Annotated in this window: 22 protein-coding genes; 13 read left to right on the top strand and 9 right to left on the bottom strand. The window is 71.8% G+C overall.

Annotation, left to right across the window (positions count from 1 at the left end):
• Nucleotides 1–27: 27 nt before the first annotated feature.
• From ACZ4Z1_RS20685 to ACZ4Z1_RS20675, 3 genes are all read right to left on the bottom strand, one after another.
• Entirely contained in the window at nt 28–576 is a 549-nt protein-coding gene (locus tag ACZ4Z1_RS20685; protein ID WP_468488042.1) for a DUF1697 domain-containing protein, read from the bottom strand.
• A 114-nt stretch (nt 577–690) separates the two neighbouring features.
• Nucleotides 691–1,272, bottom strand: a complete 582-nt coding sequence (locus ACZ4Z1_RS20680; protein ID WP_468488146.1) for a methylated-DNA--[protein]-cysteine S-methyltransferase — start codon at nt 1,270–1,272, stop codon at nt 691–693.
• A gap of 233 nt (nt 1,273–1,505) precedes the next feature.
• Nucleotides 1,506–2,393, bottom strand: coding sequence for a glycerophosphodiester phosphodiesterase (locus ACZ4Z1_RS20675; RefSeq protein WP_468488041.1), 888 nt, complete (start codon nt 2,391–2,393; stop codon nt 1,506–1,508).
• Nucleotides 2,394–2,912: 519 nt separating this feature from the next.
• Between ACZ4Z1_RS20675 and uvrB the strand changes: the two genes are divergently transcribed.
• The 5 genes from uvrB to ACZ4Z1_RS20650 all read left to right on the top strand — a co-directional run bounded on the left by uvrB (nt 2,913) and on the right by ACZ4Z1_RS20650 (nt 10,231).
• Nucleotides 2,913–5,042: an excinuclease ABC subunit UvrB gene (gene uvrB / locus ACZ4Z1_RS20670; protein ID WP_468488040.1), complete on the top strand. Its 2,130-nt coding sequence runs from the start codon at nt 2,913–2,915 to the stop codon at nt 5,040–5,042.
• 372 nt (nt 5,043–5,414) lie between these two features.
• Nucleotides 5,415–5,993: a TerD family protein gene (locus ACZ4Z1_RS20665; RefSeq protein WP_468488039.1), complete on the top strand. Its 579-nt coding sequence runs from the start codon at nt 5,415–5,417 to the stop codon at nt 5,991–5,993.
• 56 nt (nt 5,994–6,049) lie between these two features.
• Nucleotides 6,050–8,191, top strand: coding sequence for a TerD family protein (locus tag ACZ4Z1_RS20660; protein WP_468488038.1), 2,142 nt, complete (start codon nt 6,050–6,052; stop codon nt 8,189–8,191).
• A gap of 337 nt (nt 8,192–8,528) precedes the next feature.
• Nucleotides 8,529–9,533: a TerC family protein gene (locus ACZ4Z1_RS20655; protein ID WP_468488037.1), complete on the top strand. Its 1,005-nt coding sequence runs from the start codon at nt 8,529–8,531 to the stop codon at nt 9,531–9,533.
• Between the two features lie 239 nt (nt 9,534–9,772).
• Entirely contained in the window at nt 9,773–10,231 is a 459-nt protein-coding gene (locus ACZ4Z1_RS20650; protein ID WP_468488036.1) for a lamin tail domain-containing protein, read from the top strand.
• Between the two features lie 51 nt (nt 10,232–10,282).
• Here ACZ4Z1_RS20650 and ACZ4Z1_RS20645 read toward each other — a convergent pair whose 3' ends face one another.
• From ACZ4Z1_RS20645 to ACZ4Z1_RS20635, 3 genes are all read right to left on the bottom strand, one after another.
• Nucleotides 10,283–10,939 (bottom strand): MBL fold metallo-hydrolase, encoded by a 657-nt coding sequence (locus ACZ4Z1_RS20645; RefSeq protein ID WP_468488035.1) that lies wholly within the window; start codon nt 10,937–10,939, stop codon nt 10,283–10,285.
• Nucleotides 10,940–10,948: 9 nt separating this feature from the next.
• The gene (locus ACZ4Z1_RS20640; RefSeq protein ID WP_468488034.1) at nt 10,949–11,719 is read right to left on the bottom strand and encodes a maleylpyruvate isomerase family mycothiol-dependent enzyme; all 771 of its coding nucleotides are present in this window, start codon (nt 11,717–11,719) and stop codon (nt 10,949–10,951) included.
• A 131-nt stretch (nt 11,720–11,850) separates the two neighbouring features.
• The gene (locus ACZ4Z1_RS20635; protein WP_468488033.1) at nt 11,851–13,665 is read right to left on the bottom strand and encodes an FAD-dependent oxidoreductase; all 1,815 of its coding nucleotides are present in this window, start codon (nt 13,663–13,665) and stop codon (nt 11,851–11,853) included.
• 48 nt (nt 13,666–13,713) lie between these two features.
• Between ACZ4Z1_RS20635 and ACZ4Z1_RS20630 the strand changes: the two genes are divergently transcribed.
• Complete coding sequence (locus ACZ4Z1_RS20630) at nt 13,714–14,418, top strand: TetR/AcrR family transcriptional regulator (protein WP_468488032.1); 705 nt, start codon at nt 13,714–13,716, stop codon at nt 14,416–14,418.
• Between the two features lie 519 nt (nt 14,419–14,937).
• On the top strand, nt 14,938–17,994 hold the full coding sequence (gene uvrA, locus ACZ4Z1_RS20625; RefSeq protein WP_468488031.1) for an excinuclease ABC subunit UvrA: 3,057 nt from the start codon (nt 14,938–14,940) through the stop codon (nt 17,992–17,994).
• 112 nt (nt 17,995–18,106) lie between these two features.
• Here uvrA and ACZ4Z1_RS20620 read toward each other — a convergent pair whose 3' ends face one another.
• Both ACZ4Z1_RS20620 and ACZ4Z1_RS20615 read right to left on the bottom strand, forming a co-directional pair.
• Nucleotides 18,107–19,054 carry a carbohydrate kinase family protein gene (locus ACZ4Z1_RS20620; RefSeq protein WP_468488030.1) on the bottom strand — a complete coding sequence of 316 codons (948 nt, stop codon included), beginning with the start codon at nt 19,052–19,054 and terminating at the stop codon, nt 18,107–18,109.
• A gap of 38 nt (nt 19,055–19,092) precedes the next feature.
• On the bottom strand, nt 19,093–20,100 hold the full coding sequence (locus tag ACZ4Z1_RS20615) for a LacI family DNA-binding transcriptional regulator (protein WP_468488029.1): 1,008 nt from the start codon (nt 20,098–20,100) through the stop codon (nt 19,093–19,095).
• A 176-nt stretch (nt 20,101–20,276) separates the two neighbouring features.
• Between ACZ4Z1_RS20615 and ACZ4Z1_RS20610 the strand changes: the two genes are divergently transcribed.
• The 6 genes from ACZ4Z1_RS20610 to ACZ4Z1_RS20585 all read left to right on the top strand — a co-directional run bounded on the left by ACZ4Z1_RS20610 (nt 20,277) and on the right by ACZ4Z1_RS20585 (nt 25,569).
• A complete protein-coding gene (locus ACZ4Z1_RS20610; RefSeq protein WP_468488028.1) occupies nt 20,277–21,293 on the top strand; it encodes a zinc-dependent alcohol dehydrogenase family protein in 1,017 nt (338 codons plus the stop codon).
• A 6-nt stretch (nt 21,294–21,299) separates the two neighbouring features.
• Nucleotides 21,300–22,748: a sugar porter family MFS transporter gene (locus ACZ4Z1_RS20605; RefSeq protein WP_468488027.1), complete on the top strand. Its 1,449-nt coding sequence runs from the start codon at nt 21,300–21,302 to the stop codon at nt 22,746–22,748.
• Nucleotides 22,749–22,784: 36 nt separating this feature from the next.
• Nucleotides 22,785–23,195 (top strand): Rieske (2Fe-2S) protein, encoded by a 411-nt coding sequence (locus ACZ4Z1_RS20600; protein WP_468488026.1) that lies wholly within the window; start codon nt 22,785–22,787, stop codon nt 23,193–23,195.
• Nucleotides 23,196–23,436: 241 nt separating this feature from the next.
• On the top strand, nt 23,437–23,970 hold the full coding sequence (locus tag ACZ4Z1_RS20595; RefSeq protein WP_468488025.1) for a hypothetical protein: 534 nt from the start codon (nt 23,437–23,439) through the stop codon (nt 23,968–23,970).
• Nucleotides 23,955–25,112 (top strand): MAB_1171c family putative transporter, encoded by a 1,158-nt coding sequence (locus tag ACZ4Z1_RS20590; RefSeq protein WP_468488024.1) that lies wholly within the window; start codon nt 23,955–23,957, stop codon nt 25,110–25,112. Before ACZ4Z1_RS20595 ends, ACZ4Z1_RS20590 begins: the two co-directional genes overlap by 16 nt.
• Nucleotides 25,113–25,185: 73 nt before the next feature.
• The gene (locus ACZ4Z1_RS20585; protein ID WP_468488023.1) at nt 25,186–25,569 is read left to right on the top strand and encodes a thiamine-binding protein; all 384 of its coding nucleotides are present in this window, start codon (nt 25,186–25,188) and stop codon (nt 25,567–25,569) included.
• Nucleotides 25,570–25,585: 16 nt separating this feature from the next.
• On the opposite strand, the gene ACZ4Z1_RS20580 is transcribed toward ACZ4Z1_RS20585, so the two are convergent.
• Nucleotides 25,586–26,506, bottom strand: a complete 921-nt coding sequence (locus ACZ4Z1_RS20580) for a hypothetical protein (protein WP_468488145.1) — start codon at nt 26,504–26,506, stop codon at nt 25,586–25,588.
• Nucleotides 26,507–26,587: the final 81 nt, after the last annotated feature.

The raw sequence follows: 26,587 nt of genomic DNA, 5'->3' as shown, positions 1-26,587 counted from the left end.
TGCTCGGCCGCTCCGCCCCGCTCCGCGTCAGGAGTCGGCCAAGGCCAGCAGCCTGGTCACCGTGTTCCAGTTGCGGGCCGTGGCCGTCACGCCGAGCCGGGCGCGGGAGACGGCGTCGGCGAGTTTGGAGCGGCCGATTCCGTTTGGGCACCACAAATACAGGTCGCGGCCGAGCAGCCGGACCTGGTCCGGGGCGTACCTGTCGGCGTCGGCATTCAGCGCTTCCAGCGGGGCCGGGTCGGCGGGGGCACCGGACAGAAACGTCACATGCAGGGTCTTCGGCTCCGCCACCGCCTGCGGGAAGGGATTGCCCGCGACGGTGGCGGCCAGCTCGTCGCGCGTCCGGACCAGTACGGGGACGGGAAAGCCCAGGTCCTCGGCGATCCGGGCCTCGATGCGGCGCGCGGTCTCGTCGGGCGGCGTACCCGGGTCGGCGAAGACGATGTTGCCGGTCTGCAGGAGGACCGTCACGTCCGTGTGGCCCAGCGATGCGAACAGCTCGCGCTGCCGCGCCATGGGGAACCTCTTGTTGCCTCCGACGTTGATGCCGCGGAGCAGGGCGATCTGACGGGACATGGCTGGTGGGCGTCTTCCGTTCGGAGGGGGAGGGAAAGCCGTCCGAGGCGGAGGGAGTCGGCGGCAGAGCGGAGGGAGCCGGCGGCAGAAGACGTCGGCGGACGCGGGAAGATGTCAGAACAGTGGCTGCGGGAGGACGCCCTCCAGGGCCAGCAGTCGGCGTTTGGTCTCCAGGCCACCACCGAAGCCACCGATGCCGCCGTCGCTGGCCACCACCCGGTGGCAGGGCACGACGACCGGGAGCGGGTTGGACCCCATGGCGGCCCCCACCGCGCGGGCGGCCCCCGGCTCACCGACCCGGTCGGCCAGGTCCTGATAGCCGACCACCGTGCCGTACGCGACGTGGGCGGCCAGCGCACGCAGCACCCGCTCGTTGAAGCCCGAGGACAGCGACCAGTCCAGGGGGACGGTGAAGGTCCGCAGACCGCCGTCGAAATACTGGCCCAACTCGTCGGAGGCCGTGGTCAGGTGGGGTATCTCCGGGAGCGGTTCGCGGCCGAACGCCTGCCGGAGGCGGCTCAGCGTGCGGTGGGTGGTCCGCTCGTCGGCATGGAAGCCGACCAGCGCCAGTCCTTCGCGGGTCGCCGCGAGCAGCAGCGGGCCGATGGAGGTGTCCAGCACGCGCCAGGCCCAGTCGCGTGGCTCCTTCGGCCCCTTCGGTTCCTTCCGCCCGCGGGCTTCGCCGGGCGCGGCCAGCTCCTGCGGACCGGTCAGCACGTCCGGGCCGGCCAGCTCGTCCGGACCGGACCGCTCCTGCGCACCGGACCGCGCACCCGGACCGGACCGCTCCGGCCGACCGGCCGGAACGGCCCGCCCGGCCTGCTGATCACGCTCTGCGTTCATCACGGCATCAGCCTATGGCCTGCCACTGACAACGCCCCGGAGCTGTGTCCAGGGCGGCGTCAGCGGCAGGACCCGCGTTCTTCGCCCTACCGGCCGCTGCCCTCCAGGGCGTCGCGGACGACGTCCGGCTTGTTGCTGATGATGCCGTTCACGCCCTGCCCGGCGGCCTTGACCGCGTTGGCGGCGTCGTCGATGGTCCAGGTGAAGACCTCCAGCGGCCGGCCGTGCGGGCCCTTGACCTTGTGCACGGACGCGACGTACCCGGCGTCGATCGACTTGTACTGGGGGTTGATCTGGTCGGCGAAGGCCGCGTACTTGGGCAGTTCGGCGACGTTGGGGGTCCCGAGGAAGCCCGTCTTGACGTCGCGGCGCAGACCGTGGACCTTCTTCACCGAATCGGCGCTGAAGCTCTGCACGATCAGCCGGTGCTTGACGTGGTGGCGGTCCAGCCAGCCCTCCTCACGCAGCTCCTTGAGGATCTGCCGTTCGATGCCGGGGTAGAGCTCGGGCGCCTTGATCTCCAGCAGCAGCTTCTGGTCGTTGTCCTCGACCGCGTCCATGTAGTCCTCCAGCGTCGGGACGCGCTCGCCGGCGAACTTCGGGCCGAACCAGCTGCCGGCGTCCAACTGCTCGATCTCCTTGAGCGTGAAGTCGGCGACATTCCAAGGGGCACGGTCGGGGAAGACCTGCTCCACGTCGGTCGTCCGGGCGAGCGAGGTGTCGTGCACGATGACCAGCTCGCCGTCCTTGGTGCGCTGGACGTCGTTCTCCACCCACGCGAACCCGAGGTCCGCCGCCGCGTCGACGGCGGCGAGGGTGTTCTCGGGCGCGTAGGCGGAGGCGCCCCGGTGGGCGATGGTCACCACTTCGCGGTGGCCGTCGGTGGCCCGGGCCCCGGCGCCGGCGGCGGGGAGCAGGGACGCGGCCAGGCCCACGAGCACACCGGCGACAGTGGCGACAGGACGGATACGCATACGAACTCCTAGTGACGACGTGAGGGCGGCCGTGTGCCGCGGCCGACCCCGGGGCGGGCCGGTCCGGAACGGGGTACACGGCCGCCGTCCCCGGTCCCGTACGGCCGGGAGCGGAGCCGGAACCCCTACGGGGAACGCGGTGGATCCGGGGTGGGACGCGCAGAGGGTCGCAGTCGGGGTGTACCGGAAGACAGGCGTCTGATGGACAGAAATTGAACGAGAAGTGTCCTGTGCTCCGCGTTTGAACACCTCGGTCCTGTGATCCGCTCACAAACCACGCAACATCCGTACGTGCCGGACCCGGCGCGGGGTGCGGAGGCCCGGCCTCCACGCCCGCCGGCCGGGAAATCGGCCTGCCCGGCCCCACTGGCCGGTTCCGGGCTTGCCTTCACCGCGTCCGGGCCCGGCCGCCCGGCCCGGCCCGCCGCCGGTCGCCGCGCCCCGCCGTCTCCGCTCGCTGAGCCGCTGGTCGGAGCGTTTTCCGGCCGGTTGTCAGTGGGGAGTCGTACGGTTGATTCCATGCGGCCCGTTTCCAAGATCGAACGCACGGTGGCGCCCTTCGAGGTCGTCAGCCCCTATCAGCCCAGCGGCGACCAGCCGGCGGCCATCGCCGAGCTGGCGCAGCGCGTCAGCGGTGGTGAGAAGGACGTCGTCCTGCTCGGCGCGACCGGTACCGGCAAGTCGGCGACCACCGCGTGGATGATCGAGAAGCTGCAGCGGCCGACCCTCGTCATGGCGCCCAACAAGACCCTCGCGGCGCAGCTCGCCAACGAGTTCCGGGAGCTGCTGCCCAACAACGCCGTCGAGTACTTCGTCTCGTACTACGACTACTACCAGCCCGAGGCGTATGTCCCGCAGTCGGACACCTACATCGAGAAGGACTCCTCGATCAACGAGGAGGTCGAGCGGCTGCGCCACTCCGCGACGAACTCCCTGCTCACCCGGCGTGACGTGGTCGTGGTCGCCTCCGTCTCCTGCATCTACGGCCTGGGAACGCCCCAGGAGTACGTGGACCGCATGGTGCCGCTCAAGGTCGGCGACGAGATCGACCGCGACCAGCTGCTGCGCCGCTTCGTCGACATCCAGTACACCCGTAACGACGTGGCCTTCACCCGCGGCACCTTCCGCGTCCGCGGCGACACCATCGAGATCTTCCCGGTCTACGAGGAGCTGGCCGTCCGCATCGAGATGTTCGGCGACGAGATCGAGGCGTTGTCCACGCTCCACCCGCTGACCGGCGAGGTCATCAGCGAGGACCAGCAGCTGTACGTCTTCCCGGCCAGCCACTACGTCGCGGGCCCCGAGCGCATGGAGAAGGCCATCGCCGGCATCGAGGCGGAGCTGGCCGAGAGCCTCGCCACGATGGAGAAGCAGGGCAAGCACCTGGAGGCCCAGCGGCTGCGGATGCGCACGACCTACGACATCGAGATGATGCGCCAGGTCGGCTCCTGCTCCGGCATCGAGAACTACTCGATGCACATGGACGACCGCGCCCCCGGCACCGCGCCGAACACCCTCCTGGACTACTTCCCGGACGACTTCCTCCTGGTCATCGACGAGTCGCACGTCACCGTGCCGCAGATCGGCGCGATGTACGAGGGCGACGCCTCCCGTAAGCGCACCCTGGTCGAGCACGGCTTCCGGCTGCCGTCCGCCCTCGACAACCGGCCGCTGAAGTGGGAGGAGTTCCTGGAGCGCGTCGGCCAGACCGTCTACCTGTCGGCGACGCCCGGCTCGTACGAGCTCTCGCGCTCCGACGGGTACGTCGAGCAGATCATCCGCCCGACGGGCCTGGTCGACCCCGAGGTGATCGTCAAGTCCACCGAGGGCCAGATCGACGACCTGGTGCACGAGATCCGTACGCGTACGGAGAAGGACGAGCGGGTCCTGGTCACCACCCTCACCAAGAAGATGGCCGAGGACCTCACGGACTACTTCGTCGAGCTGGGCATCCAGGTCCGCTATCTGCACAGCGACGTGGACACCCTGCGGCGCGTGGAACTGCTGCGGGAGCTGCGGGCCGGTGAGTACGACGTGCTGGTCGGCATCAACCTGCTGCGGGAGGGTCTCGACCTGCCCGAGGTGTCGCTGGTGGCGATCCTGGACGCCGACAAGGAGGGCTTCCTCCGGTCGGGCACATCCCTGATCCAGACCATCGGCCGGGCCGCCCGTAACGTCTCCGGCCAGGTCCATATGTACGCGGACAAGATCACCCCGGCGATGCGGAGGGCCATCGACGAGACCAACCGCCGCCGGGAGAAGCAGCTCGCGTACAACAAGGAGAAGGGCATCGACCCGCAGCCTCTCCGCAAGAAGATCGGCGACATCGTGGCCACGCTCGCGCGCGAGGAGATCGACACCCAGGAACTGCTGGGCACGGGCTACCGCAAGGGGGCCGAGGGCAAGGACGCCAAGGGCAAGGCGCCGGTGCCCGCGCTGGGCGGGAAGGCCGCCAAGGGCAAGGCCGCGAAGGGCGGCACGCCCACCGACCGGCCCGCCGCGGAACTGGCCGAACTCATCGAGGAGATGACCGACCGGATGCGGGCCGCCGCGGCGGAGCTGCAGTTCGAGGTGGCCGCCCGGCTGCGCGACGAGGTCGGCGAGCTGAAGAAGGAACTGCGGCAGATGAAGGAGGCGGGGCTGCGCTGACGGGGGAGGAGAGAGACAGCACGGGCAGGCGGGGGCGGTCGCGCGGAGGCCTGCCTCCGCACGGTACGGCCGTACGGAGAGCGTGATTTCCCCGGCCGTACGGAGAGCGTGTCCACCCCGGCCGGTACGGAACGGGTGTCCGTACCGGCCGTACGGAGAGAGTGACAGCCCCGTACGGCCGGAATGGGTAACCATCCCGGCCGTACGGAGAGGATGTCCGCCGGCCGTGCGGAGGGGACCCGGCGACGGGCTGTGTTGCAGGAACGCCACAAAGCGCGGGGTGGGTACGTGCCGGGGGCGGGCCGTGCATAGGGTCGGGGCAGGCCGTCGGGGAGGCGGCAACGGGGAGAACAGAGCGAGAGGGGACGGCACGTGTCGGTCAACTTGTCCAAGGGGCAGGGCATCAGCCTGGCGAAGTCCGACGGGGGGACGCTGACCGCGGTACGGATGGGGCTGGGCTGGCGTTCGGCGCCCCGCCGCGGCCTGTTCGGATCGCGCACCCGGGAGATCGACCTCGACGCCTCGGCGGTGCTCTTCGCCGACAAGCAGCCGATGGACGTCGTCTTCTTCCAGCACTTGGTCAGCGACGACGGGTCGGTGCGGCACACCGGCGACAACGTGGTCGGCGGCGCGGGGCAGGGCGGGGACGACGAGGCGATCCTCGTCGACCTGTCGCGGGTGCCGGTGCACATCGACCAGATCGTCTTCACCGTGAACTCCTTCACCGGGCAGACCTTCGCCGAGGTGCAGGACGCCTTCTGCCGCCTGGTCGACGAGACCAACGGCCAGGAACTCGCCCGCTACACCCTCACCGGCGGCGGTGACTACACCGCGCAGATCATGAGCAAGGTGCACCGCTCCGGCAACGGCTGGCAGATGACCGCGATCGGCGAACCGTCCAACGGCCGTACGTTCAAGGACGTCGTCCCGGCGATCCTGCCGTACCTGTAAGCACGCATCAGGCCCCGTCGGCGAGCCGGGGCGCATCACACTTCGGGGGAACGACGATGACGGCCGAGCTTGTCCGCGGACAGAACCACCCACTGGACCGGACCCGTTTGGAGATCAGAATCGCGGCGGGCACACCCGTCGTCGCGGGGGTGACACTCGCCGGCGAACAGGGCGGCCTCGCAGGCGCGGAAGCGGTCGCCCACCCGGGCGCGCCACGGCGTGCCGGCGTCGAGGTGCCCCGGCAGGCCGCCGCCGAGCACCGGATCGCGGTGGACCTGGACGCCCTGCCCGCCGCCGTGCACCGGGCGAGTGTGCTGCTCGCGCTGCCCGTCGGCATCGGCGGCCCGGCGGCCTTCGGCGCGGCGGCGGCACCGTTCGTCGCCGTGACGGGTCTCGACGGTACGGAGCTCGCTACCTACACGCTCGTCGGCCTCGACGCCGAGACCGCCGTCGTGGCGGTGGAGCTGTACCGCAGGCAGGGTGCCTGGAAGGTGCGGGCCGTGGGGCAGGGGTACGCGGGCGGGCTCGCGACGCTGCTCCGGGACCAGGGTCTGCCGCAGGCCGCAGAACTGGCCTCGGAGATCCAGGAAGCGGTACGCAGCGGCCACGCGCGCTCGGTACCGGTCCCCGCCGCGGCAGCCGACCGTGCCGTGGCAACCGGCCGCGCCGCGTCGGCCGGCCCCACCGCGACGCCCGCCTCCGGCTCCACCGGAACGCCCGCACCCGGCCAGGCCACGGCCCCGGACGCCGGCCGCCAGGCCGCCGTCCACCCGGACACCGCGCCTGAGCCCCAGCCCCGTACCACCGCCGGCGGCCCCATCGACTACCGGCACCCGAAGCGCCGCTCCACGCCCCCACAGCCGCACCAGAACGCCCTCGCGGCATCCACTCCCGCACCCGCCACGCCCGCACCCACCCCTCCCGCATCCGCCCCACCCGCGCCCGGTGAGGCGCGCCCCGCCGCCCCGGTCGCCGGTGACGCCGCCGGCCGGACCCCAGAGGAGAGGCTCTACAACCAGGTCTGGGGCATGTTCGAGGACCTGGCGCGGACCGTCGCCGCCTACCGCAGCGCCATGGACTTCGCCCAGTCCCGCCTGGCCAAGGAACTGGACGCCGTCAACGCCGATCCCCGTAACCGCATCGGAGCGGCCGCCGACGCCGCGCGCTCCGCCGCGCACGACAAGCACGCCCGCCTCGCGGCCCAGGCCCGCGAGGTGCTCGACCGCGACCTGGCCCAGCTCACCGCCGAGGCGCAGGTCGTCGAGCCCGCGCTGCCGCCGGCGTTCGCCTCCTGGAGCAGCCCGGTCTGGCAGGGTTACCGGCCCCCGGAGGAGTACCCGACGGCGGTACGGCTCGGCGATCTGCGCCTGCCGGAGTGCCCCGACCTGCGCATTCCCATGCTCGTACGGCTGCCGATGGACCGCGGCCTGTGGATCGACAGCGGGCAGCCGGAGACGTTCGCCGGAGCGGGGACCGCCGATGACGCGTTCGCGGGCTTCGGAACCGACGGCCTCGAAGGGCTCGAAGGTCTCGACGGCGGCCCGGACGGCGGCGCACCGCTCGACGCGGCCGAGGTGCGGCGCCGGGCGGTGGACACGGCCGTCACGCTCGCCGCCCGTCTGCTGGCCGCCCACCCGGCCGGCGAACTCACCGTGCAGGTCATCGACCCGGCCGGCTCGGCGGCGCCCGCACTGGCGCCGCTGCTGGAGACGGGCGCCCTCCGCGAGCCCCCGGCCACCGGCGCGCAGGGTGTGACCGCGGTGCTCGGTGCGCTGACGCGGCGCGTGGACCTCGTACAGATGGCGGTCCGCAACCAGGCGGCGGAGGCCCTGCCGCCTGACCTGGACACCGCCGAACAGCTGCTGATCGTCCATGACTTCCCGCACGGTTTCGACGACCGCGCCGTCAACCAGCTCCGCTACCTGGCGGACGAGGGCCCGTCGGTCGGCGTGCACCTGCTGATGGTCGCCGACCGGGCCGAGGCGCTGGAGTACGGGCCGGTCCTGGACCCGCTGTGGCGTTCCCTGCTGCGCATCACGCCGGTGCCGGACGCCCACCTCGCCGACCCCTGGGTCGGGCACGCCTGGACGTACGAGCCGTCGCGCGTGCCGGACGGCAGTCAGGTGCTGCGCAAGGTCATGGGCGAGCTGGCCGAGGCCCGCCGGTCGCAGGGCCACACCGGCACCCGCGGGTGCTGAGCCTCGCCGGCGCCGACCGCCCGGCCCGGACGGCCTCCGGACGCCCGCAAGCGCCGGGCTTCTGCCCCGGGCACCCGGGGCGGCGTCCGAACGACACACTCGCATGCCGCCCGACCAGCTCATTTACCCAACTCTTTACTTTCCATTGCCTTCCCTTTACCCTTGTGCTGCGGAGGGGAGTATTCCTGCGCGACGTACCCGTCATCACGGATCGCACCACTGACGAGATCCCGGGGCGTCGGCCCGTTCCAGGGAGCGCGGCTTCAGCGCTCCCGGGTGGAAGAGACCTCCGGCAGCGACGACGCTGTGAGTGCCGTACGAATCTGCCGGAGGAGTAGTGGACGTTTCCCTGACCCTGTGGGTGCTGACCATCGTCGGTCTGTGCGCCCTGATCACCGCCGATTTCTTCATCGGCGGCCGCAAACCGCATGAGGTCTCCATCAAGGAGGCCGGTATCTGGACCGCCGTCTGGGTCGCCCTCGCCGCGCTCTTCGGCCTCGGGCTGCTGGTCTTCGGCGGCGGGCAGCCGGCCGGTGAGTTCTTCGCGGGCTTCATCACCGAGAAGTCGCTGAGCGTCGACAACCTCTTCGTCTTCGTCCTGATCATGGCGAAGTTCGCGGTGCCGACGATCTACCAGCAGCGGGTGCTGATGGTGGGTGTGCTGATAGCACTGGTGCTGCGCGCCGGGTTCATCGGCGCGGGCGCCGCGATCATCGCCAACTTCTCGTGGATCTTCTACATCTTCGGCGCGTTCCTGATCTGGACGGCCTGGAAGCTGATCAAGGAGGCGCGGGCCGAGGAGGAGGACGAGGAGTTCGAGGAGAACCGCTTCCTGAAGATGGTCGAGAAGCGGTTCCCGTCGACCGACCGGTACCACGGCACCAAGCTCTTCGTCGTCGAGAACGGCAAGCGCCTGATGACGCCGATGCTGATCGTCATGCTGGCGATCGGCACCACCGACGTGCTGTTCGCGCTGGACTCGATCCCCGCGATCTTCGGCCTGACCCAGGACCCGTACATCGTCTTCACCGCCAACGCCTTCGCGCTGATGGGTCTGCGGCAGCTGTACTTCCTCATCGGCGGACTGCTGAAGAAGCTGGTGCACCTGTCCTACGGCCTGTCGGTCATCCTCGGGTTCATCGGCGTGAAGCTGGTGCTGCACGCCCTGCACGAGTCGGGTGTGCACGTCCCGGAGATCAGCATTCCGGTCTCGCTGGGCGTGATCTGCGCCGTTCTGGTCGTCACGACGATCACGAGTCTGCGGGCCTCGAAGAAGCAGGTGCGCGCGGAGGCGGCGGCCGCCGGGGCGACAGAAGATGCCAAAGACGCCGTGGACGTCTGACCAGGTGTCCTGACGGGCGGCCGCACCGCCCGGGCGTGTTCAGGGAGGTCCCGCGGGTGCACCGCGGGGCCTCCCGCATCCGTTATGGGCATATGCACCGTCACATATGCGCACCCCGGGCCCCCGCGCCCCTCCCAAACCCGTACAGTGCGCGCAATGTTGAACGCGCGCCCGGACGGAGGCCGGTCGATGCCCCACCGGGCACGGCCCTCCGGCGCGCACTGTCCCGAGGGGGGACCATGCGTCATCTCAGCAAGGCGGCCGCCGCTGCCGCACTCGCGATAGTCACGACGGCCGGAGGGCTCGTCACGGCGGCCCCGGCGTCCGCCGCCGGCTCCGTGCACCTGGCGAAGATCTACTACAACAGCCCCGGCAGCGACAACGGCTCCAACGCCAGCCTCAACGCCGAATGGGTACAGATCAAGAACTCCACCTCGCGCGCCGTCAGCCTCAAGGGCTGGAAGCTGACCGACGCCTCCCGGCACACGTACACCTTCGGTACGTACAGCCTGGGCGCGGGCAAGACCGTGACGGTGCACACCGGCAAGGGGCGCGACACGGCGGCCCACCGTTACCAGAACAGCCGCGCCTACGTGTGGAACAACACCAAGGACACCGCGACCCTCAAGAAGCCGTCCGGCGCGCGCGTCGACAGCTGCTCCTACAACAACGCGCGCCGGTCCTACGTCACCTGCTGACGCGCCGTCCGCCGGGCGGCCGGGGCACGAACCGGCCGCCCGCCCGGACCGTCACCAGCCGCGTTCGCGCCACTCGGCGAGGTGCGGGCGCTCCGCGCCGAGCGTGGTGTCCGAACCGTGCCCCGGGTAGACCCAGGTCTCGTCGGGCAGCCGGTCGAAGAGCTTGGCCGAGACGTCGTCGAGGAGGCTGGTGAACCGCTCCGGATCGTCCCACGTGTTGCCGATGCCGCCCGGGAAGAGGCAGTCGCCGGTGAAGACGTGCGGGTGCCCGTGCGGGTCGTCGTAGACCAGGGCGATGCTGCCGGGGGTGTGACCGGCCAGGTGCCGGGCGGTCAGCTCGACCTGTCCGACGGTGATCGTGTCACCGTCCTCGACGGGCACGTCGGTCGGTACGGGGATGCCCTCGGCGTCGTACCGGCCCGCGTACGTACGGGCGCCCGTCGCGTCCACCACCTCGCGCAGCGCACCCCAGTGGTCACCGTGCTGATGGGTGGTCACCACGGAGGCGATGCCGCTGTCGCCGATCAGGCCGAGGAGGGTGTGCGGCTCGGCCGCGGCGTCGATCAGCAACTGCTCGCCGGTCGCGCGGCAGCGCAGCAGATAGGCGTTGTTGTCCATCGGGCCGACTGCGACCTTGGAGATCATCAGGTCGGCCAACTCGTGCACGTCGGCCGGTCCGCCGACCTTCACTGCTCCCGTGTAGCTCATGGGCCCACCCTAAAGCGGGGGGAGGGCCGGGAGGGGGCCGCCCCGGGTGTCGAGTCCGGTGCCCTTGGCCCGTCCGGTGAGCCAGCCGACCAGTTCGGTGGGGGCCCCGGACACCACCAGGTACGGGACGTCCCCGGCGTCCTTCGAGACCGTTCCCGTGTGCTCCGTACGGCCGGTCCGCCACCGCCGCCCGTCTGGGGTGCGCAGTTCCAGGGCCGGTACGTCCACGTGCCCCGCGAACTTCTTTCCCGTCAGGAAATCCAGTTCGGCGTCGACGAAGGCCGCCGGCAGCTGCTCGATGCCGTAACCGACCCCGAGGTCGATGCGGTGCAGCTCGACCTCGGCCAGCCGGCGGAACGGCAGCCGGCCGGCGCGTTCCAGGACGCCGTTGCGCATCTCCAGCTCGTACCGGCGGCGGGCGGGCGGCAGCGCCGCGGCCGCCGCGTCGAAGCGCTGGGCGCTGGAGCGCAGGTCGTCCAGGTGCACCGCGAGCGGCCGGTCGGCGCCTTCGGCGATGTCGGCGTCCCGGGCCTCGGCGCTCGTGTACATCGGGGTGCGGATGCCGGTCCGCGCCCAGGTCAGCAGGTTGACCAGGGCGTCGGCGTTGCGTGCCACATGGGCGAGCAGGTGGCCGCGGGTCCAGTCGGGCAGCAGTGACGGTTCGCCGACCGCCTCGTCGTCCAACTTGCCCACGTCGACGAGCAGTCGGTCGGTCGCCTCGCGGACGGAGGCGGTGTCCTGTGCGAAACCCGGCGCGGAGTCGGGCACGTTGTCGGTCATGGTCCGAAGCTAGCGCCGCGGTGGCGTCTGCGGGAGTCGGCCTGCACAGATCCGGGCGTACGCGGGTGGCGCGGGCGGCGCGGGGCGGCCCCCGCCGGCCGGTGGTCGGCGGGCCGGCCGGGGCCGTGGCGTTACCCGGCCGTTCCGTCAGGGGCGCCGAACCACTGCCGCAACGCGTCGCCGAGAGCGGCCAGTTCGACTGCTGTGAAGGCCGCGTCCGCTGCCGTTCGGGTGGCGGTCGCCGTACCGGCCGCACGGACAGCCGCACGCTCCGGGGCGGCACCTCCGGATGCCGCGGACGCAGACGCGGGCGCGGACGCTGCCAGCGGCGCGGACGTCGCAGCCTCCTCGCCCAGAGCCTCGGCGACCAGCCCCTCCCCGGCCCGCCCCGCTTCCGTACCGGCGGCCCAGGCCGTGATCCCGTCCGGCCGCACCAGCAGCCCGGCCAGCTCGGGACGGCTCGGGCAGCGGCCCGTCACCACGCGCACCCGCCCCTCGTACCCGGCCGCGTGCCCCGCGGCCTGCCCGGCCGCCTCCGGGTCGCCGGTGAGGACGAGCAGCAGGCCCCGCCCGTCCTGGAGGTGGCCGGCGAGCCGGGTGCCGTCGGCCAGTTCGAGGTCGGGGGCGCTGCGGCCGGTCAGCGGGTGGTCGCCGGGCAGGTCGTAGCCCTGCCACACGCCGGAGATCCTCTTGGTGAAGTAGGTGGTGCCGGTGACGGTGCCGATCAGGTCGCGGACCACCGCGCGCAGCGCGCGGGCGTGCGGCTCCGGCCGCATCAGCGCGATCTGGGCCCGGGTCCACTCCAGCACCCACGCGCCGATCGGGTGCCGCTCGGTGGTGTAGGTGTCCAACAGCCCTTCCGGGGCGTGGCCGTGGACCGTCGCGGCCAGCTTCCAGCCCAGGTTCACCGCGTCCCCGATGCCCAGGTTCAGCCCCTGGCCGCCGAAGGGCGAGTGCACGTGCGCCGCGTCGCCGGCCAGCAGGACGCGTCCGGAGCGGTAGTCGGGCACTTGGCGGGCGTTGTCGGTGAAGCGGGTGGCGGTGAGCACCTTGGTGATCGTGACGTCCGTCCCGGAGGTCCTGCGCAGGCTGGTCTGCAGCTCCTCCAGGGTGATGGGGGCGTCGCGGTCGGCGGGCGGGCCGTCGAACTCGACGGTGAGGATGCGGCCGGGCAGCGGTCCGTGGGCGTAGATCCCGGTCTCCGTCTCGTTCCAGCCCGCGCCGAGCTGCTCGGCGCCGGTCATCTCCACCATCGCCTGGTGGCCGGTGATCTCCGGGTCGGTGCCGGGGAAGGGGAACCCCGCGAGTCTGCGGACCGTACTGCGTCCGCCGTCGCAGCCGACCAGCCAGCCGGCCCGGACCGGTTCGCCGGCCGTGTGGCCGTCCGCGCCGTCGGCCCCCGCGACCGGGCGTATGTGGACGGTCACGCCGTCCTCGGCCGTGGCGAAGCCGGTCAGTTCCACTCCGCGGCGTACGGCGACCCCGAGTTCGGCGGCGCGCTCGGCGAGCAGCCGCTCCAGCGCCAGCTGCGGTACCAGTCCGACGTCGCCGGCCGGTCCGGCGTTGTGGAAGTCGGGGTCGGACTCGTCCAGGTGTCCGGCGCTCAGCATGAGGCCCGCGAAGTGTCCGGCGAACTTCGGTGCCGCGCGTACGGCTGTCGCCCCGGCCGCCTGCCGCTGCCGCATGAAGGAGCTGAACCGGCCCAGGGCTTCCCGCTGCACCTCGGCGAGCGCGGGCAGCAGCCCGCGGCGGTAGAAGGCCTCCGCGCTGGGTGTGTTGAAGGCTCCTGCCTTGATCGTCTCGTCGGGTGCGGTCAGGCGTTCCAGTACGACGACGCGCACCCGGCGCAGGGCGAGTTCGCAGGCGAGCATCAGTCCTACCGGCCCGGCGCCCGCGATCACCACGTCCGGGCGGGTGTCCGTCGCCCCGGTCAGTTTCGTGTCCATGCTGCGAAGTGTAGTCACTAAAAATTTGTTTCGGCTAAAATTTTGGCCATGGCTGACGGTACGGAGAAGAGCGGACGGCGCGGCGCGGCGCGGGAAGCCGCGGGCGGCGGGCCGTCCCTGCGCGAACTCAAGAAGATCCGGACCCGTGAACGGATCTCCGGCGAGGCGACCCGGCTGTTCGTCGAGCGCGGCTTCGACCAGGTCACGGTCGCCGAGGTCGCCCGCGCCGCCGAGGTCTCGACGATGACCGTCTTCAACTACTTCCCCCGCAAGGAGGACCTCTTCCTCGACCGCGTCCCCGAGGCCGTGGAACTGGTGACACGCGCCGTACGGGAGCGGGGCGAGGGGTGCTCGCCCCTGGAGGCGCTGCACGGCCTCGCGCTCGACCTGCTGGAACAGGGGCATCCGCTCGCCGGGGTGGGGGCGTGGGACGGCTACTGGTGGCGGGTGCTGGTGGAGTCGCCGGCGTTGCTGGCGCGCGGGCGTGAGGCGCTGGAGGAATTCGAGGCCACGCTCGCCGGGCTGTTCGCGGAGGCCGAGGGGGCCGGGCCGGACGTGCACGGGCCGAGGCTGGCCGCGGCGCTGACCGTGGCCGCGTACCGCTCGGTGTACGCGACGGTGATCCGCCGGCAGCTCGCGGGCGTCCCCGTCGAGGAGATCGCCGCGGAGGAGGGGGAGCTGCTGCGGCACACGTTCGAGGTGCTGTCCCGGGTGGTGCCGGTGCCGACGGGGGCGCCGGTGCGCGAGGGCTGAGGGCCGGACGGTCCGGGCGCCGGACGGCTGGAGTGCTGTACGGCCCCGTACCCGGGCGCCGGACGGTCCGTACGCCTGAGAGCCGGACGCCCTGAAAATTCGAACACCGGCTGCCCCGGCCGTGACTTCGGACACCTTCGTCCGGGTGCCGGTTTCCGTCCCGGCTGCCCCGGTACCGGAGGGAACCGGGGCCGGCGGGCGGGCGTGAGTGAAGGGGGGAACGGCCTGTCGATGATCGCGAGGAAGAGACCCGGGCCGCCGGGCGTTGACATCAGCGACCACACGTTCGGGTGAAGCGGTGCGACGGACCCGGTAATTCGAATGCGCGTGCTATAGGCTCGTGTGTGGCATCAATAAGACATCGCCGCGGCGGCCCCCATACCCTGGGGCGGGGGCTCCGCTCAGCTTCCGTGCCCACCGGCTCGGCGCCCGTACGACTGGGCCGCCCCGCCGCCGTCGACCGGGCCGGTCCGGCTGAGCCGCGGCCTCCCGCCCCTCTCCAGAAAGGTGCCGACCGGCGTGGCCGACCGTCTCATCGTCCGTGGCGCTCGCGAGCACAACCTGCGCAACGTCTCGCTCGACCTCCCCCGGGACTCCCTCATCGTCTTCACGGGGCTCTCCGGGTCGGGCAAGTCCTCGCTCGCCTTCGACACGATCTTCGCCGAGGGGCAGCGCCGCTATGTCGAGTCGCTCTCCTCGTACGCCCGGCAGTTCCTCGGGCAGATGGACAAGCCCGACGTGGACTTCATCGAGGGCCTGTCCCCCGCGGTCTCGATCGACCAGAAGTCGACCTCGCGCAACCCGCGCTCCACGGTCGGCACGATCACCGAGGTCTACGACTACCTCCGCCTGCTCTTCGCCCGTATCGGCAAGCCGCACTGCCCCGAGTGCGGCGACCCGATCGCCCGGCAGTCGCCGCAGGCCATCGTGGACAAGGTCCTGGAGCTGCCGGAGGGCAGCCGCTTCCAGGTGCTGGCCCCGCTGGCGCGCGAGCGCAAGGGCGAGTTCGTGGACCTCTTCTCCGACCTCCAGACCAAGGGCTACAGCCGTGCCCGCGTGGACGGGGAGACGATCCAGCTCTCCGACCCGCCCAAGCTCAAGAAGCAGGAGAAGCACACGATCGAGGTGGTCGTCGACCGCCTGACCGTCAAGGACAGCGCCAAGCGCCGGCTGACCGACTCCGTCGAGACCGCGCTCGGCCTGTCCGGCGGCATGGTCATCCTCGACTTCGTCGACCTGGACGAGGACGATCCGCAGCGCGAGCGGATGTATTCGGAGCACCTGTACTGCCCGCGCGACGACCTGTCGTTCGAGGAGCTGGAGCCCCGCTCCTTCTCCTTCAACTCGCCCTTCGGCGCCTGCCCCGACTGCACCGGCATCGGTACGCGCATGGAGGTCGACCCCGAGCTGATCATCCCGGACGAGGAGAAGTCCCTCGACGAGGGTGCCGTCCACCCCTGGTCGCACGGCCACACCAAGGAGTACTTCGGCCGCCTGGTCGGCGCGCTCGCCGACGCCCTCGGATTCCGTACGGACATCCCGTGGGCCGGACTGCCGCAGCGCGCCAAGAAGGCGATCCTCAACGGCCACCGCACCCAGATCGACGTGCGCTACCGCAACCGCTACGGCCGCGAGCGCTCGTACACCACCGCGTTCGAGGGCGCCGTGCCGTTCGTCAAGCGGCGCCACCAGGAGGCGGAGAGCGACAGCAGCCGCGAGCGCTTCGAGGGCTACATGCGCGAGGTGCCCTGCCCGACCTGTGAGGGCACCCGGCTCAAGCCGATCGTCCTCGCCGTCACGGTCAAGGGCCGCTCGATCGCCGAGGTCTCGGCCATGTCGATCAGCGACTGCGCCGACTTCCTGCGCGAGATGAAGCTCGACGCCCGCGAGAAGAAGATCGCCGAGCGGGTCCTCAAGGAGGTCAACGAGCGGCTGAAGTTCCTGGTCGACGTCGGTCTGGACTACCTCTCGCTGAACCGCGCCGCGGGCACCCTCTCCGGCGGCGAGGCCCAGCGCATCCGGCTCGCCACCCAGATCGGCTCCGGCCTGGTGGGCGTGCTGTACGTGCTCGACGAGCCGTCCATCGGCCTGCACCAGCGCGACAACCACCGCCTCATCGAGACGCTGGTGCGCCTGCGCGACATGGGCAACACCCTCATCGTGGTCGAACACGACGAGGACACGATCAAGGTCGCCGACTGGGTCGTGGACATCGGTCCGGGCGCCGGCGAGCACGGCGGCAAGGTCGTGCACAGCGGCCCGATGAAGGAGCTGCTGGCCAACAAGGACTCGGTCACCGGGCAGTACCTGTCCGGCAAGCGGGCCATCGTGACGCCCGAGGTGCGGCGGCCGGCCGACCCCCAGCGGCAGCTGACGGTGCACGGCGCGAAGGAGAACAACCTCCGCGACATCACCGTCTCCTTCCCGCTCGGCGTGCTGACCGCGGTCACCGGCGTCTCCGGCTCCGGCAAGTCCACGCTCGTCAACGACATCCTCTACACCCACCTGGCGCGCGAGCTGAACGGCGCCAAGTCGGTGCCGGGCCGCCATGTGCGGGTCGCGGGCGACGACCTGGTGGACAAGGTCGTGCACGTCGACCAGTCGCCCATCGGCCGTACGCCGCGCTCCAACCCCGCGACGTACACCGGCGTCTTCGACAACATCCGCAAGCTGTTCGCGGAGACGATGGAGGCCAAGGTCCGCGGCTACCTCCCCGGGCGCTTCTCCTTCAACGTCAAGGGCGGCCGCTGCGAGAACTGCGCGGGCGACGGCACCATCAAGATCGAGATGAACTTCCTGCCGGACGTGTACGTGCCGTGCGAGGTCTGCCACGGCGCGCGCTACAACCGGGAGACCCTGGAGGTCCACTACAAGGGCAAGTCCATCGCCGAGGTGCTGGACATGCCGATCGAGGAGGCGCTGAGCTTCTTCGAGGCCGTGCCGTCCATCGCCCGGCACCTGAAGACGCTCGACGAGGTCGGTCTGGGCTACGTCCGGCTCGGCCAGTCCGCGCCGACGCTCTCCGGCGGTGAGGCGCAGCGCGTCAAGCTCGCCTCCGAGCTGCAGAAGCGCTCCACGGGCCGTACGGTCTACGTCCTCGACGAGCCGACCACGGGTCTGCACTTCGACGACATCAGCAAGCTGATCAAGGTGCTGTCCGGCCTGGTCGACAAGGGCAACTCGGTCATCGTCATCGAGCACAACCTCGACGTGATCAAGACCGCGGACTGGATCGTCGACATGGGGCCCGAGGGCGGCAACGGCGGTGGCCTGGTCGTCGCCGAGGGCACGCCGGAGCAGGTCGCGGCGGTCCCCGCCAGCCACACCGGCAAGTTCCTGCGCGACATCCTGGGCGACCGGGTCAGCGACGCGGAGCAGCCCGCGGCGGGCAAGGCGAAGAAGACGGTCGCCGCGACGAAGGCCCCGGCCCGCAAGACCGTCTCCGCGAAGACGGCCACGAAGGCGTCCGCGACGAAGGCGACGGCCAAGAAGACGGCCGCCAAGCCCGCGGCCGCCAAGAAGACGGCCGCGAAGAAGACGGCAGCCAAGAAGGCGACGCGGGCCCGCCAGGCCTGACGGACGTCACCTCCGCCGTAGCACGGGCCGCCGTTCACTCGAAAGAGTGAACGGCGGCCCGTTCGCGTGCTGCACGCCCCGGTCCGGCCCGGGGCCCCCTTTCAGCGCGCCGTCACTCCGGCCCCACCAGCTCCGTCGCGTACGGCGGCTCCGCGCCCGGCCGGGAGCAGGTGACCGCGGCCGCGCGGGCCGCGAAGCCGAGGATGTCGCGCCAGGCGTCCGGGGCCAGGGCGGCGAGCGCGCCGGGTGTCAGGGCGCCGTGCGCGTCCAGGCGGTGCAGCAGCGCCGCGTTGACGGTGTCGCCCGCGCCGATCGTGTCGGCGACCTCGACCCGCTCACCGGGCACCGTGATCTCCGCACCGCCCGGTGTCCGGACGGACAGCCCGTCGCCGCCGCGCGTGAGCACGACCGCCGCGGGGCCGGCCGTCAGCCAGTCCTCGACCGCGGCCGCCACGCCCTGGGGGCCGGCCAGCCACTCCGCGTCCTCCTCCGAGAGCTTCAGCAGCGCGACGTGCGGCAGCCAGGAGCGGAAGCGGGCGCGGTAGGCGTCCGGGTCCGGGATCAGCCCGGCACGGATGTTCGGGTCCAGCGCCGTGAAGATCCCGAGCTGCGCCGAGCGGCGCAGCAGGGCCTCGTACGCGCTCGCGCCCGGCTCCAGCACCAGCGAGCAGGTGCCGAAGGACACCGCCCGTGCCGCGGCGGGCAGTGCGCACGGCAGGGTGAACAGCCGGTCGGCGGTGCCGTCGGCGTAGAAGCCGTAACCGGCCGAGCCGTCCGGGCTGATGTCCGCGACGGCCAGCGTGGTGGGCTCGGTGCCGCGCTGCACGAGCGAGGTGTCCACGCCGTCCGCCCGCAGCCCGCGCAGCAGTTCCTCGCCGAACGTGTCGGTGGACACCCGCGAGCAGAACGCGGCGGGCGAGCCGAGCCGTCCGAGGGCGAGGGCGGTGTTGTACGGGCCGCCGCCCCGGCGTGGCAGCAGCGCGGGCAACGGTCCGTCCCCGGACGGCGGTTGCGAGCTGGGCACGAGGTCGATCAGGGCCTCGCCGGCGACGACGATCACGACAGTCCTGGCCTTTCTGGGGGTGGGGGAGGGGCAGGTCAGCGTCCGGTGCCGGTGCAGCCGCAGGATTCGCGGTGCACGTACGTACAGGGCAGCCGGAGGGTGCGCGGCGGGCGGTCCGGTTCCTCCAGCCGCTCCAGCAGCAGGCGGACCGCGGCGGCGCCGATCTCCTTGCTGGGCTGGGAGATCGCCGTCAGACGCGGTGCGAAGAGGTCGGCCCAGGAGAAGTCGTCGAAGCAGGCCAGCGCGATGTCGCGGGGGACGTCCAGGCCCAGGTCGCGCAGCGCGCGCAGGGTGCCGATCGTCATCGCGTTGTTGGCGGTGATGATCGCGGTGGGCGGTTCGGGGGCGGCGAGCAGGTGCCGGGTGGCGTCCTGGGCGCCCTCGGCCTCGGAGTTGCCGCCCGCCAGCAGTTCGGGGGCGAAGGGCAGGCCGCGGGCGCGCAGGCCCTCGCGGTAGCCCTGGACGCGTTCGGTGGTGGTGCTCAGGCCGGGCAGGCCGGCGACCAGGCCGATGCGAGTGTGGCCGAGGCCGGCGAGGTGCTCGACGAGCTGCCGTACGGGGGCGGTGTTCTCGGCGCAGACCTGGTCGTACGCGTCGCCGACGAGCCGGTCGAGGAAGACGGCCGGGACCTTGCGGCGGGTGAGGTAGCCGGCCATGCCCGCGGGCTCGGCGGACGGCGCGACGATCATGCCGTCCACCCGGCGTTCGTGCAGCAGCCGGACGACCTTCTGCTCGTGCGCGGGGTCGTCGTGCGGATCGGCGATCAGCAGGCTGTAGCCCGCCTCCAGGGCACCGGCTTCGACGCCCTGGAGGATCTCGGTGAAGTACGGGTTGCTGATCGCTGAGACCGCGAGGCCTATGGAGCGGGTGCGTGCGGTGACCAGGGAACGGGCCAGCGTGTTGTGGGTGTAGCCCAGCTCGTCGATGGCTTTCAGGACGGCGGCGCGGGTGTCGGGCCGTACCGGCCGGGTCTCGTTGAGCACGTGCGAGACCGTGGCCACGGAGACCCCCGCCTGCCGTGCCACATCGACCATCGTCGTCATCCGGTCCGTCTCCCCGAGTCCGTCGTCCTGGTGCGCCGGCAGGAGGCCCGGCTGCCGGTACGTAGTCCATCACAGCCTAGACGTAAACGCTTGCGCAAACGTTTACCCCCGGGTTACGTTCACGCCGCCCCATCCCGCAACACCCGCAACACCGCACGAAGACGTGAGGAGGCGCCATGCGCGCTGTCGTGGTCACCGAGCCGGGCCGTACCGCCCTGACCGAAGTCCCCGATCCCCGGCCGGAATCCGCGGAGGTCGTCGTACGCGTCTCCTCCTGCGGGCTGTGCGGCACCGACATGCACATCCTCGGCGGCGAGCTGCCCGCCGTGCCCTACCCGCTGGTCCCCGGCCACGAGCTGACCGGCGAAGTGGCGGCCGTCGGCGAGGGCGTCACCGGCCCGGCCGTCGGCGACCGCGTCGCGGTCGACCCGAACATGCCGTGCGGCGCCTGCCACTACTGCCGCATCGGCCGCGCCAACCTCTGCGAGGACTACCGGGCGATCGGCGTCACCCAGGCGGGCGGCTTCGCCGAACTGGTCGCCGTCCCCGCACGCTGCTGCCACCTCGTCCCGGAGTCCTTCTCCGAGGCCGCCGCGGGCCTGATCGAGCCGCTGTCCTGCGCGGTGCACGGCCTGAACCGGCTGCCCCGCCGCCCCGGCGAGCACTACCTGATCTACGGTGCCGGAACGATGGGCCTGATGATGGCCGCGCTGGTGCGCACCGCCGGCGCCGCCTCGGTGTCCGTCGTGGACCTCAACGAGGACCGGCTCGCCTTCGCCGAGGGCTTCGGCCTGGACGCCGCCGTCACCAGCGCCGACCGGCTCGGCCGCAAGCCCGGTTTCGAGGTGGTCATCGACGCGACCGGCGCGGTCCCGGCCATCGAGGACGGGCTCGGCCGGGTGCGCAAGGGCGGTACGTTCCTCCAGTTCGGCGTCACCGACCCGGCCCGCTCGGCGAAGTTCTCGCCGTACCTGGTCTACCACCACGAGATCGACATCATCGGCTCGATGGCCGTCCACAACAGTTTCCAGCCCGCCATCGACGTCCTGGCCGCCGGACTGGACCTCGATCCGCTGGTCAGCGACGTGTACGGGCTGGAGGACTTCGACGAGGCGGTGGCCCGCTTCCGGGCCGGCACCGGCCGCAAGATCCACATCGCGCCGCAGGGCCCGCGCCCCGCGCGAAAGGGGTGACGGACCGTGCCCGCACGCATCAAGAACGCCCTGATCTGGGTCTTCGGCGCCCTCGGCGGCATCCTGTGGGGCTATGACACCGGCGTCATCTCCGGCGCCATGCTCTTCATCAAGAACGACATCGCGCTGACCCCGCTTCTGGAGGGCATGGTCGTCTCCGGCCTGCTGGTCGGCGCGATGCTCGGCGCGGGCCTGTCCGGACGGCTCTGCGACTCCTGGGGGCGGCGCCGCTTGATCCTCGCCGCCTCCGCCGTCTTCATCCTCGGCACCCTCGGCGCCGCCCTGGCCACCACCCCGTGGACGCTGATCGCCTTCCGCTTCGTGCTCGGCACCGGCGTGGGCATCGCCTCCGTCGTCGTACCGCTGTACCTGACCGAGCTGGCACCCAAGCACCTGCGCGGCGGGCTGACCTCGCTGATGCAGCTGCTGGTCACGGTCGGCATCTTCCTCGCGTACGTCACCGACTACCTGCTCGCCGGCGCCGAGGCGTGGCGCTGGATGATCGGCCTGGGCGTGGTGCCCGCCGCGATCCTCGCGCTCGGCATCGTCACCCAGCCCGAGAGCCCCCGCTGGCTGGTCGGCAAGGGCCGCAACGACGAGGCACGGCACGTGCTGACGCGGCTGCGCGGTACGGGCGGCGCGGCCGACGCCGAACTGGCCGAGATCGAGGAGACCGAGCGCATCGAACGGGCCGCGAGCCGCTCGCTGTCCCTCAAGGACCTCGCGTCGCCGCGGCTGCGGCCGGTCCTCCTCGTCGGGATGCTGCTGGTCTTCTTCCAGAACTTCGTCGGCATCAACACGATCATCTACTACGCGCCGACGCTCCTCACCGACATCGGCTTCGGCTCCGACGGCGCGATCCTCGCCAACGTCGGCATAGGGCTGCTGAACATGCTCATGACGCTGCCCGCCATGCGCCTGATCGACCGCAAGGGACGCAAGCCGCTGCTCCTGTACGGCGCGCTCGGCATGTGCACGGCGATGCTCGTCCTGGCCGCCACCAACCTGTCCGGTCTCGGCTACGGGGCGGCGCTGTCCACCCTCACCCTCTTCGGCATCGCCCTGTACATCGCGTCCTTCGCCGTCTCCTGGGGTCCGGTGCAGTGGGTGATGCTGCCGGAGCTGTTCCCGATGCGGATCCGGGCCGCCGCGGTGAGCCTGTGCGTGATGTTCAACTGGCTGTTCAACATGGTCGTCGCACTGGTCTTCCCGACTCTGCTGCGGGCCTGGGGCGCCGGCGTGAACTTCCTGTTCTTCGCCGTGACGACGTTCGCCGCCTTCGTCTTCGTACGCAAGCTGCTGCCGGAGACCAAGGGCCGCAGCCTGGAGGAGATCGAACGGGACCTGCTCAAGGGCCGTGCGGGGCATCCGGGCGACCGTGACGAGGGCCGGTCGGGGCAGCCCGAAGCGGACGGATCGGTACCGGTATCGTCGGGAGCCGATACCGCACGGTGACGCCGCGCCCCTGAACGGAACTCCTGGGAGAACGACATGAGCCAGCCCCCCGCCCGCCGGACCGTGCTGCGAGGGGCCGCGCTCGTCGGCGCGGCGGGATTCGGCGTCGCCGCCTGCTCCGGTGGCGGCTCGGGCGAAGCGCCCGCGACGCCCGCCGAGCCCGTCACCCTGGGCGCCGACTCCGAGGTACCGGTCGGCGGCGCCAAGCTCTACCGCGAGAGCCGTCTGCTCGTCTCGCAGCCCGAAAAGGGCCGGTTCAAGTGCTTCAGCGCCAAGTGCACGCATGCGGGATGCGTCCTGGACAAGATCGAGCGCAACCAGGGCAACTGCCCCTGCCACGGCAGCCGGTTCGACGTCACGACCGGCAAGGTCGTCCAGGGACCGGCCTCCAAGCCACTGCCGGAGGTCCCCGTCAAGACCGAGGGCGGCAAGCTGATCGCCGGCTGACGGGCGGACACGGGCACCGTCACCCAGCGCGGTTGGCCGGAAACGGCCTGCTCGGCGGCGGGGGCCTGACAGGGGGCCGGGTGAAGATCTACGATCGCACGACGCGTTGCACGGATGGCGCGCGAGGGGGTGTCGTCGTGCGGGTTTCCCCGTGTCACCGCCCGGCGGCGGCAGCATGACCGGGCGCCGCTACCGGGTCGGCTGCCCCCCTGTACCCACAAGCCATGGAGTATCACCCGCGATGCACTGGAGGCGACTGCGCCGCCGCTGCCGGCGCGTGATCGACGCGATACCCCTGCCCGAGCCGTTCTCCGCCCAGGAACTGTGCGCCCGGCTCGCCGCGGACCGGGACCGCCCGCTGCGGCTGATGACCCTGCCCACCCCGACCGGGCTGGGCATGCCGACCGGTATGTGGCTGGCGACCGAAGAGGGCGACTACGTCTTCTACGACGCGCAGACCAGCCCGCTCCACCAGGAGCACATCATCCTCCACGAGATCGGCCACCTGGTCTGCGACCACCGGATGGCCGTCGAGGACCCCCGGCTCTTCCGGTACATCGACATCGAGGACCCGGCGTCCATCCGGCGGGCGCTGGGCCGCACCCGCTACTCCGACCGGCAGGAGCAGGAGGCGGAGATGATCGCCAGCCTGATCCTGGAGGGCGCCGGGCGGGTGCCCGCGCCGACGCTGCTGTCCGGCACGCTCGGCGGCCTGGCGTCCGGCATGGGCCTGCGGGACGCCCGTCATCCGGGAGCGCCGTGCTCTCCTGGCTGACGGACCTCACCTGGCTGGAGAACGCCGGCATCGTCGCCCTGTGGGCCGTGGTGATCGCCCGGGCCCCGCGGGGCCTGACGGACCGGGCGCAGCGGCCCCTGTGGTTCGCGATCGTGATGATCGCGCTGGCCATGTCGATGCACCTGGAGCCGGTCACCGCCGTCCTGGCCCGCCTGGTGCCGGGCGCCCACTGGGTCGACCTGACCACGCACCTGTTCAGCATCGTCGACGCCGCCGCCGTGCTGTGGTTCATCTTCCAGGCGGCGGGGCGGCAGCGCCGTACCGTCCTGGTGTTCGGCGCCGCCCTCGCCGTCATGCTGGCGCTCGTCGCCCTCGACCTGGCCGGGCCGCCGCACGCGCGCAACCAGATCACGCCCTCGCCGGACGTCCCCAGCGTGCCGGACGCCTACTGGTACGTGTTCTTCGCCTTCCACCTGACGGCCGACACCACCTGCGGATTCGTCTGCTGGGCCCAGGGCCGTACCGGCGCGCCCCGGCTGCTGCGGTACGGGCTGCGCCTGTTCGGCACCGGCATCCTGCTGGCCTCGCTGCTGTGGGTGCTCAAACTCTGCTACCTCCAGACCCGTTCCCCGGTCTTCGGCCCGCTGTTCTCGCCGGTCACCGGCGTCGAGGCGCTGTTCATCGCGGCCGGTGCGGCACTGCCCGTACTGGCCGGGATCCAGCGCCTGTGGCGGGACCACGCCTCCTACCGGGGACTGGCCGTGCTGTGGCGGGAGCTGACGGCGGTCACCCCCGACGTGGTCCTGGGGCCGGGCAGCCGGCTGCGCAACGCCGTGCTGCCGCTCCAGCTGCGCCTGTACCGGCGGGTCATCGAGATCCGCGACGCGATGATCGTGCTGCGGGACTACGTCTCCCCGGCCACGCTCGACGGGGTCCACCGGCACGTGGGAGAGCAGGCCGTCCCCGGGCACCTGGCCGACGCGCACGTCACCGCCTGCTGGCTGGCCGCCGCCCTGCACGCGCGGCGCGCCGGGGAGGCGCCGCACGCGCAGACGGCCAATCTCGCGGGCCCCGGCGCGGGCGATCTCGGCGAGGAGGTCCGCCACCTGCTGCGGATCGCGGATGCCTACCGGTCTCCCGTGGTACGCGCCTACCGGGCGGCTCACGTCGGCAGCGGGTGACGGTGCCGCACCGCGGCCCGCCGCCGACGGACCGCCGTTTTCGTCCGTGTGTCCCTGCGAGGAGAGGAAGACCGTGCTCATTGCCTTCGCCCTGACGCCCATGGGCGTGGAGGAGAACGGCGCGGCGTACGTCGCCGACGCCATCAAGATCATCCGGGAGTCCGGGCTGCCGAACCGCTCGGACTCCATGTACACGATGATCGAGGGGGACTGGGACGAGGTCATGGACGTCGTCAAGCGCGCGACCGAGGCCGTCGCCGACCGGGTGCCGCGCGTCCAGGTCAGCATCAAGGCCGACGTGTGGCCGGGCATGGACCGGCCGCTCGACGGCAAGATCTCGATGCTGGAGCGGCGCGTCGCGGACAACGCGGCGGCCGCGGGCGCCCTGGACGGCCGCCCGGCCGCCACGGACCCCGACCCGTCGGGCGTCCCGGCCACCGGCGCGGACACCCCCTAGGACGCGCCGTCCCCGATCACCCCCAGTCCCACCCGATCCCCACGATCCCGGGCCGTACGCCCTGCTCCACCAGATGTACGGCCCGGTGCTGCCCGCTCAGCGTCAGCTCCTGCTGGCCCGAGCGCGGCGCGCCCGCCTTGGTCCGGGTGAAGCGGCGGCAGCGCACCGGCAGCGCGGCCTCGTCGAAGCGCACCTGGAGGACGTACTGGCCGCCGGCGAAGCGGAAGCCGCGTACGTACTCCGCGCTCTGGCCGCCGCTGCCGTCCTCGAAGCGGTGGCCGAAGACGTGGGTTTCGCCGGTGCGCAGCCGGACGTCGAAGAGCAGTTCGGCGACCACCATCGCGTGGGCCGCGTTCCGGCGCACCCGCCCCAGGCGGCAGTTCTCCCCGGCCGTGACGATCACCCGGGACGGGTCGCAGCCCGCATCACCCTGATGGATGGCGATGTAGCGGTCCACGCCGTCCCGGTGGGCGCGCACCACTTGGAGGGAGCTGCGCTCGCTCAGCTCCCTGCCGGCTCCGATGTGCACCCATTCGTGGTGGCCGACCGTGTGCAGCCCGCCGTCCACGGGCGCCTCCAGTTCGGCGAAGAGCGCGTGCAGGGCGTCGGAGGGGTCGAAGAGCGAGCGGTAGGAGCGGGCGGCGGGTCGTTCCGCCGTCTCGGCCCGCGGGCCGCCTTCGGGGACCAGCAGCCGGTGCAGGGAATGCGCGGGCAGGTCGAGGACTTCCTCCAGGGCCCGTACGGCGCGCAGCGACTCGGGGCGCTGCGGGCGCCGTGCTCCCTGCTGCCAGTAACTCAGGCTGGTCACGCCGACCTTGATGCCGCGCTGCGCCAGCTTGTGCTGGACGCGGTGCAGGGCGAGGCCGCGCGCGGCCAGGGCGGCGCGCAGGGCCAGGTGGAACGGGCCGGTGCGCAGGATCTGCGTCAGCTCGGCCAATGGGGGAGGCGCCGGGGCGTTCACCGGATGCTCCCGGGGCGTCTGGTGCGGACTTTTCCCGTGCGCTTCCTGATGTTCATG

The sequence above is a fragment of the Streptomyces sp. NPDC030165 genome (assembly GCF_055573595.1).
The sequence above is the reverse complement of the archived record's forward strand: the minus strand, read 5'-3'. Positions and strand labels throughout refer to the sequence as shown.